This window comes from Paraburkholderia sp. SIMBA_054 (genome assembly GCF_046534875.1).
Classification (GTDB): Bacteria; Pseudomonadota; Gammaproteobacteria; order Burkholderiales; family Burkholderiaceae; genus Paraburkholderia; species Paraburkholderia hospita.
This window is the reverse complement of the sequence record NZ_JAWRXV010000056.1, coordinates 30,668-44,514: the sequence shown is the minus strand read 5'-3', so window position 1 is coordinate 44,514 and position 13,847 is coordinate 30,668. Positions and strand designations below refer to the sequence as shown.

Here is a 13,847-nt window from a genome sequence, read left to right as displayed (position 1 = left end):
CCGTCTGCATTCGCGCACTACCTTAAGGCAGGCTGAAGAAGTCGCCGTTCCTCGTCGCAGCGGCAGATTGGGCAAGGTCGTCCGTCAAAGCCAACCCGGGATTCAGCCTGTCGACGGGACGCGAGCGTCCGGTTACAGATTGCGCCACATCCTGAGGTATAAATAAAAGCGTATCTATACCTAAAACAACTATTCAGCATTACCCGCCAAGTACTAAACCGCTGACGCGGTAGTGGGAGGTGAACACAGGTCCATGGCTGACGTTTCATGAAGAGGGTTGTCTGGCGCTGAACCCCGGCAAGGTGGTGGGCGGTATCGCCAGGAGCAGTATGTGAACGCCCGGTTGGGCATTCCACCCACTGCTTCCAGGAGGCTCGCCATGACGCCACTGCGCCAACGCATGCTACATGACATGAAGATCCGCTAATACGGAGGATTTTGTAATGTGAAGGAAACCGCGCTACGTGTTGTCGAAGCTAGACAGAATGCTTCTTTCCTTCACATTACGATATGACATCTCAAAGCGAATCAAGCCATTCCAATAACGAAGCGGACCGCTTCCAGCGAGGGGGTGGCCTGATCCCGGAAGGCGCATCGAACCGTTGAAGTGCGTCGCGCATCGTTTGCATGTTAGCGCGGGCATACTGATTGGTCGTATCGAGGCTCGAATGTCCAAGCCAACTTCTGATGACCGTAACATCAACCTTTGAAGCCACCAGATGGACGGCCGTTGTGTGTCTCCATACATGTGGCGTGATGCGTTTTGACGATAAGGAAGGAAGCTGTTGACACGCAGCCTGGACATATTTGCGCATTTTGAACCTTACGCCGGAGGCGCTCAGTGGGGTGCCGTAGCGATTGACAAAGAGACGCTGATCTGGAGCACGCGGTTGGCGTTTCAACAGAGCCAGGAGTAGCGCTGCTGTTTCGGGCCACAACGGACAGACCCGTTCCTTTTTGCCTTTCCCCACGAGTCTCGCCTGGCAAGGTGCATCGAACCGTATGTCCTGCGGGCAAAGATCCAGAGCTTCCTGGATGCGCGCGCCTGTATTGTAAAGAAAGGACAGCAGAGCGTGATCACGCTGCCCCTCTATGGTACTGCGGTCTGGCTGGGCAAGAATGCCTGCTACTTCGTCTGATTCCAGATAGCAGATCAGACGTCGTTGCATGCGCTTGCTCGGAATGGCGAGTACTTCCGCACACTGGGCCAGCGCCGAAGGCTCTTGCGCTTGCACAAAACGGAAAAAACTTTTTATCGCTGCGAGACGGCAGTTGCGTGTGCCGATAGAAACGTGCCGCTCAACTTCAGTATGCTGGAGGAAGGCACAGATCTCAGTAGCGGTGATTTGCGCCAGGGTCAGGCGTGCGATCGGCCGCTTTTGGCGTTCAGAGGTGAAACGAAGAAATAAGCGCCATGTATCTCGATAAGACCAGACGGTGTGAGCAGAGACGTTGCGCTGCTGCACGAGCCAGTTCTCGAAAAAGGCGTGTAACAGTTGAACAAACGATGCGGTCATTCGCATGATTTACCTCCAACCGAGTCACCGAGGTTGTGCGCGCCGAAGACCTCGAAACGTTCGGACGCTTGCTGCAGCAACTCTTGGGTCGTGGTGAGATAGACGAGGGTCGACTTGATACTGGCGTGCCCAAGATATGCCGCCAGGTAAGGCAGATGCACCTGGGGATTAATCCCGTCGCGATACCAGGCGGTCATCCGATTCACCGCCATGGCATGACGAAGATCATGGACGCGAGGACCAGCACGACCTGGCAAGGGCTTCAGGCCGGAATCCCGGATTACCTGGACGAGCAGCTTGCTGACTCTGATTTGGGAGTAGCCTCGGGATGTCTGTATGTTCCAGAACAGGGCCGAGCCGCCATCGGCGGGGGCGCCGGCTAGCAGGCGGGCATGGAGATAGCCGCTCAGCGCAGTCATGACCGTTGTGGTGACCGGCAACCGGCGCGACTTAAAGAATTTCGTGTCGCGCACTGAGATGGAGGCGGTCTCCCAATCAATGTCTTGCACCTTCAGGCGGACGATTTCCCCAAGCCGAAGCCCGGCACAATAGGCGAGCACGATCATTGTGTACAACGCAATCGGCCGCAGGGGCGCTCGCGGAGATGGGAAGGCGCTCGCAGTCTTGAACAGTTGCGCGACCTCGTCTGGCGTATAGATGTAAGGCCGCCGCTGGCTTCGCTTGACCGCACCACGCAGACCCCGAGGCGATTCAGGCGGCTCGACAGGTTCGCCGTTGCGCTGAAGGGCTTTAGCGATAACACGGCCGGTGTCGATGCAATCCATTGCGTGCTGCGGCGTCGATGCGGCGTTGGCCCACTCTCGAACGAGCACTTTGAGGGGTTCTGACTCGAGATCAGGCCGGGTTTGAAGAAAACGATCGAACCGAGCCAGCCTGTTTGTATGGTTTGGTAGCGATACCCCAGCGACTGCATCAGCGTCACGTGCTTTCGCATTAACGGGCCGAGATGACTTGCGAAGCGTGGCAGCGGCCGAATTGCCTCCAGGGCGCCATCGGGATCCTGTCTGAGCAAGGCACGAACCACTGGTGTAGTTCCGCGTGGGCTATACGAGGCTCGCAGATTCGCCAACGGATTGCATTCAAGATGCCCATTCGCAACCAACCAGTCGAGAAAGCGATCCACGAGCCTCGCATGGCCGAAGAGCACATATTCTGGCAACGACCTGGCTCTCTCTTTAAGCCAATACTCGATAGTTGAGCGCGAAGGAGGCTGAGTGCCAGCACACGCCAGAGCGCACCGCTGGAACCCATCAAGAACATAGTGGTAAGTGTTGCGCGCAGAGGAGCTTCGCAAGCATAGTTGTTTGACGAACACTCTGTACAGGTTGCGTTCGGCGTCGGGCCAACTGTTCATGATTTGCTCCCCGTCGGAACTTCCAACGCCACTTCGCGCAATTCGTCCATGGACAGTTTTAAATACTGCTTCGAGGAGCTCAATGAGCGATGGCCCAGAACATCTGCGATCGTCTTGAGCGAAGACTCCGCACCCAGCAGGCTGACCGCACACGCGTGACGTAATGCATGAGGTCCCTGTTTGCCGGAGACGGAGACGCCTGCATCATGGAGGCGATCTACAACAATGTGATACACCGCGTAACCTTGTATCGCCTGGTAGGGAGCCACAGCCCGAACAAAGATCTCGCGAGCCGCGGTATGGGGACGACCGTTGCGCAGATACTCGAGAATGGCTTCGCCAACAGGTTGCAGCAATGGCAGCATGGATTCCGATCTGGTCTTGGTATGGCGGATGCGCATGCATTCCCTCCTCCAATCCAGCTCTTCCAGGCGAAGTCTCGCCACTTCGCTTGCGCGCAGACCATAGGTACAAAGCATCAGCACGATCGCATAGTCGCGCAACCCCTTCGGGCTGCGGTCCTCACGCGCGGCTTTGAGGAGCAACTCGACTTCTCTGCTACGTATCGCCGATGGAATACTCTCATCGGTATAGAGTCGAGGACTGATCAAACTCGGGGCGAGATTAAGGGCGATCCAGCCGTACTGGTGCAGGTAGCGCAGGAAGCTTCGCAGAGCGTTCACCAGATTCTTAAGGGCGCCGCGCCCCAGTTGAGATGACCTTGACTGCACATAGCGATCGACGTCGGTCAGCGTGAGCTTAGCAAGCAGTGCCTCCGTACCTCTTTCGCCCAGTGATTCGAGAAAATGTTGGGCAACGCGTTGACGCACGGACAGCGTTCCTCTCGCAAGATCACGCATCATTACCAGCGAGCTGAGAAATGATTCGCAAAGTTGCTGATGAAAAGCCTCTCGTGGGCTTGCCGGCTTTGCAACTGGAGGCCAGCGGCCTTGCACCACGCGCAGTAGCGTGTGAACACCGCTGCGATGCCAGTTGCGCCACGCGGCAAGATTCTTCGGATACCTTCCGTTAGAGCGCCGGAACCGGCGCAGCTGGTAGTCTAGATACGCCGTCACGTGGACGGGTCGAGTCTGTTCGATGTCGACCTGGTGCTGTTGCATATAGGTGAAGAACCGCTGGGCAACGCACAGGCTGCGCTTACATGCCTCAGCGGAGTACTTTTGCTCGCGCAGATGGGCTTCGAGCCGGGCGATAGGCTCCGGCAATGACTTCCTGTGTGACATGTGCACCTCCTTGAATGACGCTACCAAGGATCGCGCACTTCCCATTCTTACGATTCTTATGCGGAGGAGATCGCCGCAGCGGTCCGTCCAAAGACGAGCTATTGCTTCTCCTTCACATTACAAAATCCTCCGTATTAGCGGATTAATCGCAAGCTTGCGATTAATCCGCAACCTTGCGGAGAATACCCAGTATTCCTACCTGATTCAGGTATCCAGTTTCGCCCGGCATTTCCAGCGCTCGCCAGAATTGCTCGGCCCCGAAGAGATCCGGGCGTGGCTCATCCATCTTCGCGAGGGGCGCAAGCTGGGGGTAATCGTTCGAAACGTGCAAAATGTAACGGTGACTCCCCGGGAAGCCGCTTACAGCAAGGCTTTCCGGTCTCGCTTCACTTGAGAAATCGCTTCTTCTGCAACCTCTTGAATCACAAGCCTTTTTGGAGACCAACCGTATCAATCTGCTGCAAAAGGACGATTACCCCTTGGTGCAGAGAAAAGTGAACGGTCGTATCGTTATGCCACCGTTTCCCCGGGAAACGGCTAACGAAGCCTTCGTAACTTATCTACGCGATCGTAAGCGATCAAACATTTCGTTTCGCCGGGTAACGCACACGACTGATTGCGAAACGGTTGGAGGCGATCATGAAACGCAAGGTCGAATACGATGGCTGGACAATCGAGGCATCCCCAACCATCCTCTCGAAGCAACGGCTCTTCGCATCCGGCGTCGCGATCTCGCGTGGCGATCTGTATTTCTTCTTTCACGATCTCGGTAACCACGTCTATCGGGCGCAGGCGTATGAGCGCGGGATCGAGTGGGCAAAGCAGTGGATCCTAAACATCAACGTCCACGATGGCAGTCTGACCATCGAGGCGGAATCCATGGTGCCCCGTGCCGCCGAACCTGGCGCTCTCGCATGCCGAAGTGCGGGCGCCCTACTTCTCGCGCCGCTTCACCGTCAGCGAAGACTTCGATACCTCGCGGATTGAGGCGTCCCTGAAGGATGGCGTCCTGAAGCTGACGATACCGCGTCGCGACGAGGCGAAGCCGAGACGCACTGAGGTGCGTACAGGCTGACGCCAGCTACCCGATGCATACGGTAAGACTGCGGAACCGCCGCCGTTCCGCGGTCGACGGGACTGTCTAAAAACTCTTGAGGGCACGCACAAGCGGAACAAGGCGACCATCGGCGCGGCGATGCCATCCATAAGGAACGACTTTTAATGGGGGACGTGCTTAACACCCGCCGACTTTGCACTTCGCTCGTGGAAGTCTTGGACGTTTGCGCTGAGTGTGCAGACATGAATCTGGAAATAAACACTTCTCCAACCGACACAGGCATTCGTGCGGCGCACCGGGAGGCGCGGATTAACGCCGAACTTGCGCCTCGCGGGCAAGCAGGCGCCCCAACTAAAGGGCGGAGCACACGCTCCATTGTCTGCGACAACGCAAATATAGCGTCCGCCAGTGAACCGCGTCGCGAACGCTCCGCGGTCGGGTATGGCGCTTGACGCCATAATCTCTGTATGGCATTCTGCGCCATATGAAGAAGAAAGCCACACTCCTGTTCGAGGACCGGACCGTCTATCCGGACGGGGCCATTCTCGAAATGCGCATCTGGCGACTACCTGAGAGCGACGGCGAACGCCCGCACGGTCTCAAGTACAGCCTGTTCTATGGTCGTGCAGGTCAGCGAATCATCGGCTACGACAATGAACGAGGCAAAGGTGACCATCGGCACTACCGCGATCGGGAAGAGCCGTACGCATTTTCGACGCCTGAGCAGATGGTGGCTGACTTTCTGGATGATGTAGAACGTGAGCGAGGTGAATCATGAGAAAACTCAATGTGCATGTTGGTGGGGCGCGGGATATGGGTCGTCGGTTCGCGGCGGCGTTCAACCGTGCGCAGGCAGGCGAGAATTTCGACGAGCGGCACGTGACGTTTTTGTCGCTCGAGGAGATGCTGGCTGCGCTGTCGCCGAAGCGCCTAGAGATGCTTCGTCATTTACATCGTGAAGGCGCAGAGAGTGTGAAGGCGTTGGCAACTGCGCTGGATCGGGACTACAAACGGGTCTACGAGGACGTGGTGATTCTGGAGAACGCTGGCCTTATCGTGCGCGAAGAAGGTCGTCTGACCGCGCCGTGGGATGCGTTGACCGCCGAGGTTTCTTTGTGACCGAAACACGCACGGCCCTTGGTGCGCCTGATACTGATCGTCGGCTACGAGACGAGAGCGGCTCAGATTTTCGAATTCGAGCGGTGAACGGTAGCCCAGACTGCTGTGCAGGTGGATAGTGTTATACCAGCCTTCCCAGGAATGCAGGATGACGCCCTCGTGGTGTCGCAGATGCAACGCCATGTCCAGCGCGCGCAACATGAGTTCGGTTTACAGATGATTCGACATCGCCCAGCCGACGAGTCCGCAGGATATGGCATGCTATGTCCTGCCCATTTCGACACCTCCTTCTGTTCAAAAGGATATGTGTCCGTTCTTGCGGGTCAAGCTCAAGAACAGCTGTTCCAGGCGACGAGCTGACGGTCCAGCAGTGTGTCGAGCGCTCGTCGCGGTTCAGGTCAATCTGCCCGGGCGCAGCCGCGACTAGCATCAGGGTGGCGAATTCGTGCGGACTCAGCATGTCTCCGCTTGCTCTGGAATGAACCGAGATTAACTTTGACGGAACTGGCCGTTTCCAAGTTCCAGGCTTCTGAGCGCCGGCAGATCGCGAACAATCCAAGGAAAAGGGGCCGAATTCGGTTGACATTTATCTGCCATCACCACCTCGTATCTAGGAGTACGATCTGATCTGTCAGAAACGGCCTTCCAAGGTAACGATGGGCGGGGAGCTGTCGGAATGAAAAAAATCGCTTTGCTATGGAAGATTGTCAGGGACGATTTGTGCGTGCTCTTCTATGCGCTGCGTCATCCCGACCGTCCTGGATGGCTGACGCCAGCGACCGCTCTGGTGGCGCTGTACGCGATCGATCCTTTCAATGTCGCTGTTCCATTCGTCGGGATCGTGGGCGACGGTGTGCTGGTTCCGCTGGTATTGCATTTGATGGTCCGTTGTCTGCCAATCCAGTTACGACAGCCACGCAGCCCGTGATGCAATCCACAATTGCGGGTTGCGCCGCACCGCATGAATCAAGGCGCAGGACCCGCGCAGAAGCCATTTGCATGAGGTGTTCGGTGCAGAATAGTCAAAAGTTGAGGCGCACCGACTGGCTGGCTTGGCTATCGGATTGGCTAGATTTGGCGATCGCCAGGTCAGCTAACCCACCACGCACCGAAGTACTCCTCAACGAGGTGAGGCGCATGCTGTTCAAGCAATGTTCGTGTCTCTTCATCCGACAGGGACGCGCACTGCAGGATTGCCTCCCCATTGTGATCGACCACCAACCTAAAAAATGGACCTTCCAGGGTTGGTAAATGGCCCAATAGGCAAAGCTTTCTTTAGGGCCGTCCACGCAAACCACCTTTGACTCGTTGACCGTGGCCTTATAAGTCTCGTCGATAACCCGTTCCCACCCCATTATCGTGGTTTTTGGCAGTGAGATCGACGGTCTGATCGGCGTAAGCCGCGGACGTGCAACCTCGGCGACGTCAGCGAGATAACGCCCGATGTCGTCAGGAACGTTTGTGGCGATTGGTCCGTCGCGGCAGACCGACGGCAAACAGACTGCGATTGAGCGTTATCGCGAAGCGGGCCGCGACGCCCGTCACGCCGTGTGCGCTCGCCTACATCGACAAAGACGGTGTGGGAAGTGACGCCGACTGGCCGATCCGCCTTCATCGGCATGCGTGGCAGCGCGACGCGCGACACCATGCCGGTAGCCGCGGCAAAGTCGCCGTGTCTCACATGGTCTCCTCTCTGTTGGCCTTTCGCGCTGGCACCCAGTAACGCGATGCTGCACCACCGAGACAGGGCGCAGTAGCCAAATAACTGTCGGCATCCGTCACGCAAGGTAAAAAAATCGCGTTACATGAAACTGATTTTCCGGGATTCATTTGCGTGCCGGCTGTGGGGCCGTCTCGTGTGGGTCCCTGTTTCGACCGACATGGGGAATCCGTCAGCATTCTCTATTGACGATCCACGAGATCTGCTTGTGATCGATGGTGTCCATAATGCATGGTTTTGCCCGACGCCACGGTCGGAACAGCGATGGCGACCAGCGTACCCTCGTGCGGGATAAGTTTTGGTTCTCCCGGTCCGGATCGGCTACTGGCCGGATCTCTCTGTAGCGCATCGTGGATTGCGAACTGCAGCGATGACCGAGTGTCCGGCACGTCGTATAAAGGCCGCTGGCCGAACGGTGTGCGGGCGACGGGAGCGAGGCACCCATCGACATCCTTCCCCAGCAGGGCCAATCACGGCCTTCCCGGTGCCGCCGCGACCGCCTCCATGACCGCCGCCCTGCTCCAGTCTGTTCCGTCGTTCTGTTGTTTAACTCCCGTTGAAAAAATTACGAGTCGAGGGTGATGTCGCCCGAGCGAGTGACGCGTGGAGTTCGCCCGGAAGAAGGGTGACCATGGGCGCACGTGCTATCGGGGCAACGCTTTTTGCCGACGATGAGCGCACGCTTACGACTAGCCCGGCACCGGGAACTCCGCTTGCTATTCAGCTTAAGTCGAACGCGCGAGATGCCTGCCGGTTCCTCCCGCAAACCCTCAGCAGAACTTGCCTGCTGCCAGAGAGCGTTCATTCGAACCGACGAAGCAGAATCAGGAGCAGTGCGTGTTACCCCAGAAGCGCGTTTGTACTGTCGCGCTTGCCATCTTCGCCGGTTTCGCTGGTTCGATACCTGCTGCACTCGCTGCCGATGTTGCGCCGTCTCCGTCGGGACAACTCGATGTTGACCCAGTGGAATCAGGCGAAAGCGAGCTTGACGGTTTTCCGGCTATCGTGGACCGGTACGGCCCCGCTGTCGTGAATATCACGGCGCGGTCCGGGCGGAAACTGCCGGCCGTAGAGCCCCTCGATCCCGTCGATCCGCCTGTTGCGCGCTTTAACAGTTCACCGCCTGTGGACCAACGAACGACGGGCAGTGTGCCGGGTGTAATGACGGGCGCCGGTTCGGGGTTCATCGCCAGCGCCGATGGTGTCGTCCTGACAACAGCGCAAGTTGTCTATCACGCAGACGATGTGACAGTTACCCTGACCGACCACCGTGTATTCGCGGCGAAAGTACTTTTGGTCGACGCGGAAACCGACGTGGCGATTCTTAAGATCGATGCCGCACAATTGCCGGTCGTCACATTAGGTGAAGCCTCCCACGTACGGATTGGCGAACCGGTACTCGCGATCGGCACGACGGCCGCGGGCAGCAACATCGTGACAACGGGCATCGTAAGTGCCGCGCCGCGTACGTTGTCCGACGGCAAGGGGTTTGCGCTCATCCAGACTGCGGTACCGGCGAATCTGGATAACTCCGGCGGCCCACTCTTCAACCGTGCCGGCCAGGTTATCGGCATTGACGCGCAGGTGCATCGGGGCGGCGATCGATATGCGGGAATGACGTTCGCGATTCCGGTCGACGCGGCAAATACGCTATTAAAGACGTTGCAAAGCCGGCAGGAACGCCCGACAGGACCGACCCACAACAGTCTCGGGCTGGAAGTGCAGGACGTTAGCGTTGGCGTTGCTGCTGCGCTTGGTTTGTCTACGGCATCAGGCGTACTGGTTAATACGGTGAAGCCGGGGTCTGCGTCCGCAGTGGCCGGCATCATGCCGGGGGACGTCATAGTCCAGGTCGACGGCAGGGCAACTGGCACTTCGGCTGCCTTTTCAGAAGCTGCGACAAAACTGCGACCCGGCGCGACTACGCCAGTACAGCTGGTTCGTGCCCGGCAACCAGTGAGCGTTGCCGTTACCGTCCTCGACGCGGGGAGTGCCGGAAGCCGCCAGCCGGATACAGGTGACGGGATGGATCATTTGGGTCAGATGTCGCATGCACTCAACGTGGCCGGGAACGGCTCGCCAGGCACGCGCGCCTTACATCCCGTTCTGATGGCGAAAGAGGGGCAAAGGCCCGCCGCCCGGCTCGACCAATACCAGGTCGCCGTTGCGCAACGCATCGAGCAAAGCAACCCCTCGGACGTGTTGCATGGTAATCCCCAGGCAATGTTGCGCTCGGTCGTAGTGGTTGCTTTCGTCGTCGATCGAAACGGACACGTGCTGACGTCCTCAGTGTATCGGACCAATGGCGACGACGAAGCTGAGAACACCGCGCTCAGATCACTACGCCGCTCGTCGCCGTTGCCGCAGCCACCGGCGGAACTGCTCAACGGAGACGGACAGCTGGAGCTTTTCGAGGACTGGCTGTTCAATGACGACCGAAAATTCCAGCTGCGGGAGCTCACGCCACCGCAGGCGCAGACGCTGAACTGAAGAGGCCATCGCGAACAAGGGTGCACCGGGCGTGGACGGCATGACGGTTCAGGCGTTACCGGCGTACCTGCGGGAACACTGGCCGACGATACGGGCCGCACTGCTGGAAGGCACCTACCAACCCCAACGTGTGAGACGGGTCGTGGGATCCGACGTTCTCGGACTCCCGTTACGGCTTCCTTCCGGGACGCTCGGCGCATCAGGCCGTGGCGCGCGCGCAGGGCTACATCCAGGCAGGACATGCCTGGGTGGTAAACCTGGATCTGGCGCAATTCTTTGATCGCGTGAACCACGACCGTGCGTTCCTGACGGCAGGCGTGCTGGAGAATGAACTGGGTGGGGCAACGGAAGAGGCTACTCCTCAAGGTGGTCCCCTGTCGCCGCTGTTATCCAATCTGATGCTCGACGATCTTGACAGGGAGCTCGGCCAGGCGATTGCCGAAGGCATCGTACTGCTTACCCACGACGATCAGATCAGGCAGTACGACTTCGCACCCATTCGATACATCTAGCGCCGTCTCGCCGTCTCGCCTTGCGCTTCGGGGTGCTGCTCGCATGTGTTTGACATCCGAACCTTGACGTTGCAGGCGAGCCCGCTTACGCACGCCGACCAACACGGAGCCAGTCGCCACCTCTCCGCATGAGTACGTAAAAAACGCGCTTACTTCTCCCGGCCCACGTTCACCTGAAACCTGAAGGCCTTCGACAGATCGCCAGTCGAAAGGCCCCACCGCTCACAAAGCACAACGCACACTTACCAAATCGGTGCGGGCGAAATCCAGCGTAGCTCCGTGCGACGTATCCTCAAGAGGCGAACCTGTTCACGAGCTCAGCTCCATGGTTGCCCTGATAGCGAGCAATGTTAAGCGCGTTCGCGTTCTTCTGGCGGCGGTCGCCTGCACCAGCCAGCGTCGTCACGCTATACGGCTTGCCGCCCGTGAGCTTGTGCATGTAGGACTACGGAGTACAACGAACACAGTTCGCGCCGATGCCGATCTTGACCGTCTCGCTCAATTTAAGGGAAGGCTTTACACCGCTGACGAACGGGAGGTCGGTTGTGTCCTTCGTCGCGGCGTCACCCGTTATCGCACCGCCGGCAATCGCCGCACCAGCCACGACGCCCGCTGCCACTTCGCCGCCCGTAGCGTGCCGATAGCGTTGCCGTAAAACAGCCGGTCAGAGAGTTTGTAAACAGGCTGTTCGGATGTGAACTTCGTCGTTGAGGACGATTATCTGGTGGCGATCGCGCTTGCGGAAATGCTGAAGGCGGTAGGGGCCAATGTCATCGGCCTGCTGAGCGAGATGCAGGAAGCACTGTCCTTCGTCGAAAAAGGCAACGACGTGGATGCTGCGATAGTCGATGTGGATCTGCACGACGGCCAGAAATCATATCCCGTCGCGCAGGCGCTGGCCGCCAGACGGATCCGCTTCGTGTTTGCAACCGGCTATGGCGACGAGGCGCTTGACCCGCCCGGCGCGCGTACCCGCGCGTCCAGAAGCCTTTCGACGAGCATGCCCTCGTGAAAGTGCTCCTGTCTGTCCGTCCCTCCTGAGACGGTTTTCCATCGCATAGACGGTGCGTAGCACTGCGGCTCCCCTTCGCAGAGCACGCCGTGCGAGGGCCCTCAGGTTCGCTCACTGCGACGACGCCGCCCCCTTGACCGCGTTCACCGCCGCAGCCGCCGCGGAGGCCGCGGACGCCACCGACTCGGGAGGGTTCTCGCGCTCGTATTCGCGCCTTTCGGTGATCGCGTTGTAGAGAATCGTCGCGAGCACCAGCAACACGATAACGACGATCAATACTGCGATGCCAAGTGTCGGGTTCTTCTTGCGCGGATCGTTCATGAGTCGGGCTCTGCTTGCAGGTTGATTCGACGAAGCGGGCACTCTATGCAGAAGCACCGTGACCACGGAAGCGCGCACCGGCAATGCCGGCGAATACTTGATCTGCTCCCTCACGAACCTGGAGCTGACATCGTACAGCGGCACTGCGCGAATCAGCTGTTTTTAGACGCGGTCGTAGTCGTCGATATCCGGGACGACTTCGCGCGGCAGATAGTCGGTCTCACAACCCATCCGGTAGACCTGCACCGCTTCCGCGATATCCTGCACCGGGCCCGTGCAAGTCTGCGCCCGGGCCTCGTGTGCTGATTTCGTGCACGCTTTGACGAACACCATCTTGCCGACGACAGTTTGCGCGGATCGCACAGCGTGACCCGCGCGCGCACCCGGGTCAGATGCACGGTCCCTGACGCAAACGACGTCTGGAAGACTGCTCATTGAATCACATCCTTGTGCTCTGGACTCCGCAGACACATGATCCGCTCTCACGATGTTCCCATGGCGCAACGCCCAGTTCAATCGTTATGCTCAATCCTTATTCGCTGATGTCGGCCTGCGTCATCAGGTCATCGACGACGGTGCGGATGGCTTCATCCAGCCGTTCCGTTTCCAGTTGCGACCGGATGCTGTCCCGCAATGTGTCAAAGCTGGGAGGTGTATGGGGCGCGCTGTTCGCAAAAGATACAGGCGTTGACGGGTTGACCGGCGGCGATACGTTCTGTCTGACTTCGCTGTTTGCTTGCGGCGCCACCAAATCCCGGTCCGGCGCGGCGCGGCGAGCGAATGAAGTCAGCCAGCCGGCCGTTAGCGGACGATCAGCGGTCTCTGCGGAAACCGTCGATCTTTGCGTGCTCGCCTCCAGGCTTTTGATGACCTGTGCATAGCGAGCCCGGACGTCGGCCTCGGTCACTGCCGAGGGACGCACCGTATCGCGCAGGTACTGCCGGATAACTTCGATGGTTCCACTCGCTTCAGACGCTCGCCGGATACCCCGCGTCGCATTGACATGCCGCGGTTTCTCCGCAGCCTGCCGCAATAATTCCATTGCGACGAGGCGGTGCCTGAGCGTGCGGCGCAAGACAGTCGTGTCGCGCGCACCGGACACGGCAACCGCGTTGTCGAGGTCCGCTTGCGTGATGATCTCGTCGTTGACGGTCGCGACGACTACGGATGACGGTGGTCGTGATCCACTCGTGGCAGCCAACGCCGATGTGCCGCCCTCTGCCATCACCCCAAGAGGACATGCACAGGCGACAAATGCGGCAAACCTGGAGATGAAAGAATGGATCCTGCACGTCATCTGTTCGACCCTCTCGGCAGCATTTTTCAAGCTGCCATCAGAACGAATTTACAAGGTCACGACGGATCCAGAACCTATCAAACAGGATAGGGATTTTTGCCCGGTCTTTTTGGTAAAACTTCAGGTACCCTGGCTGAGTTGCACGCGGCGATTCGACGTCCGTCTGCGCAATATCTTGTAGAC

General features: G+C 58.6%; 13 protein-coding genes and 2 pseudogenes. 8 read left to right on the top strand and 7 right to left on the bottom strand.

Annotated features, from left to right (window positions below):
* Positions 1–518: 518 nt before the first annotated feature.
* The 3 genes from SB822_RS42505 to SB822_RS42495 form a co-directional block, all read right to left on the bottom strand.
* On the bottom strand, positions 519–1,523 hold the full coding sequence (locus SB822_RS42505) for a tyrosine-type recombinase/integrase (RefSeq protein WP_410857493.1): 1,005 nt from the start codon (positions 1,521–1,523) through the stop codon (positions 519–521).
* On the bottom strand, positions 1,514–2,302 hold the full coding sequence (locus SB822_RS42500) for a tyrosine-type recombinase/integrase (protein WP_410857492.1): 789 nt from the start codon (positions 2,300–2,302) through the stop codon (positions 1,514–1,516). Before SB822_RS42500 ends, SB822_RS42505 begins: the two co-directional genes overlap by 10 nt.
* 586 nt (positions 2,303–2,888) lie before the next feature.
* Entirely contained in the window at positions 2,889–4,136 is a 1,248-nt protein-coding gene (locus SB822_RS42495; protein WP_410857491.1) for a site-specific integrase, read from the bottom strand.
* On the opposite strand from SB822_RS42495, the gene SB822_RS42490 reads away from it, so the two are divergent.
* The 7 genes and pseudogenes from SB822_RS42490 (at position 4,135) to SB822_RS42460 (ending at position 11,034) form a co-directional block, all read left to right on the top strand.
* On the top strand, positions 4,135–4,530 hold the full coding sequence (locus SB822_RS42490) for a phage integrase N-terminal SAM-like domain-containing protein (protein WP_410857490.1): 396 nt from the start codon (positions 4,135–4,137) through the stop codon (positions 4,528–4,530). The two genes, SB822_RS42495 and SB822_RS42490, sit on opposite strands and share 2 nt — an antisense overlap.
* 437 nt (positions 4,531–4,967) lie before the next feature.
* Positions 4,968–5,211: pseudogene (locus SB822_RS42485) on the top strand (Hsp20/alpha crystallin family protein); the annotation flags it as partial.
* 466 nt (positions 5,212–5,677) lie between these two features.
* Complete coding sequence (locus SB822_RS42480; protein ID WP_410857489.1) at positions 5,678–5,971, top strand: DUF6516 family protein; 294 nt, start codon at positions 5,678–5,680, stop codon at positions 5,969–5,971.
* Positions 5,968–6,312, top strand: coding sequence for a hypothetical protein (locus SB822_RS42475; RefSeq protein WP_410857488.1), 345 nt, complete (start codon positions 5,968–5,970; stop codon positions 6,310–6,312). The genes SB822_RS42480 and SB822_RS42475 overlap by 4 nt, the downstream gene beginning before the upstream one ends.
* Positions 6,313–6,988: 676 nt before the next feature.
* A complete protein-coding gene (locus tag SB822_RS42470; protein WP_410857487.1) occupies positions 6,989–7,240 on the top strand; it encodes a hypothetical protein in 252 nt (83 codons plus the stop codon).
* 1,629 nt (positions 7,241–8,869) lie between these two features.
* A complete protein-coding gene (locus SB822_RS42465; RefSeq protein ID WP_410857486.1) occupies positions 8,870–10,522 on the top strand; it encodes a TonB family protein in 1,653 nt (550 codons plus the stop codon).
* A 206-nt stretch (positions 10,523–10,728) separates the two neighbouring features.
* Positions 10,729–11,034, top strand: coding sequence for a reverse transcriptase domain-containing protein (locus SB822_RS42460; RefSeq protein WP_410857485.1), 306 nt, complete (start codon positions 10,729–10,731; stop codon positions 11,032–11,034).
* Between the two features lie 292 nt (positions 11,035–11,326).
* Here the strand turns inward: SB822_RS42460 and SB822_RS42455 are convergent, their stop codons facing one another.
* On the bottom strand, positions 11,327–11,473 hold the full coding sequence (locus tag SB822_RS42455) for a hypothetical protein (RefSeq protein ID WP_410857484.1): 147 nt from the start codon (positions 11,471–11,473) through the stop codon (positions 11,327–11,329).
* Positions 11,474–11,728: 255 nt separating this feature from the next.
* Here SB822_RS42455 and SB822_RS42450 point away from each other — a divergent pair, with 255 nt between their 5' ends.
* On the top strand, positions 11,729–12,046 hold the full coding sequence (locus SB822_RS42450) for a response regulator (protein ID WP_410857483.1): 318 nt from the start codon (positions 11,729–11,731) through the stop codon (positions 12,044–12,046).
* A 111-nt stretch (positions 12,047–12,157) separates the two neighbouring features.
* Here the strand turns inward: SB822_RS42450 and SB822_RS42445 are convergent, their stop codons facing one another.
* The 3 genes and pseudogenes from SB822_RS42445 to SB822_RS42435 all read right to left on the bottom strand — a co-directional run bounded on the left by SB822_RS42445 (position 12,158) and on the right by SB822_RS42435 (position 13,694).
* Positions 12,158–12,367 (bottom strand): hypothetical protein, encoded by a 210-nt coding sequence (locus SB822_RS42445; protein ID WP_410857505.1) that lies wholly within the window; start codon positions 12,365–12,367, stop codon positions 12,158–12,160.
* A gap of 60 nt (positions 12,368–12,427) precedes the next feature.
* Positions 12,428–12,750: pseudogene (locus tag SB822_RS42440) on the bottom strand (Lrp/AsnC ligand binding domain-containing protein); the annotation flags it as partial.
* A 149-nt stretch (positions 12,751–12,899) separates the two neighbouring features.
* A complete protein-coding gene (locus SB822_RS42435; RefSeq protein WP_410857482.1) occupies positions 12,900–13,694 on the bottom strand; it encodes a peptidylprolyl isomerase in 795 nt (264 codons plus the stop codon).
* Positions 13,695–13,847 lie beyond the last annotated feature (153 nt).

Coding starts and splice junctions, on each gene's coding strand:
- SB822_RS42505 (WP_410857493.1), bottom strand. CDS start 1,523: ATGCGAATGACCGCATCGTTTGTTCAACTGTTACACGCCTTTTTCGAG.
- SB822_RS42500 (WP_410857492.1), bottom strand. CDS start 2,302: ATGGATTGCATCGACACCGGCCGTGTTATCGCTAAAGCCCTTCAGCGC.
- SB822_RS42490 (WP_410857490.1), top strand. CDS start 4,135: ATGTGCACCTCCTTGAATGACGCTACCAAGGATCGCGCACTTCCCATT.
- SB822_RS42495 (WP_410857491.1), bottom strand. CDS start 4,136: ATGTCACACAGGAAGTCATTGCCGGAGCCTATCGCCCGGCTCGAAGCC.
- SB822_RS42480 (WP_410857489.1), top strand. CDS start 5,678: ATGAAGAAGAAAGCCACACTCCTGTTCGAGGACCGGACCGTCTATCCG.
- SB822_RS42475 (WP_410857488.1), top strand. CDS start 5,968: ATGAGAAAACTCAATGTGCATGTTGGTGGGGCGCGGGATATGGGTCGT.
- SB822_RS42470 (WP_410857487.1), top strand. CDS start 6,989: ATGAAAAAAATCGCTTTGCTATGGAAGATTGTCAGGGACGATTTGTGC.
- SB822_RS42455 (WP_410857484.1), bottom strand. CDS start 11,473: ATGCACAAGCTCACGGGCGGCAAGCCGTATAGCGTGACGACGCTGGCT.
- SB822_RS42445 (WP_410857505.1), bottom strand. CDS start 12,367: ATGAACGATCCGCGCAAGAAGAACCCGACACTTGGCATCGCAGTATTG.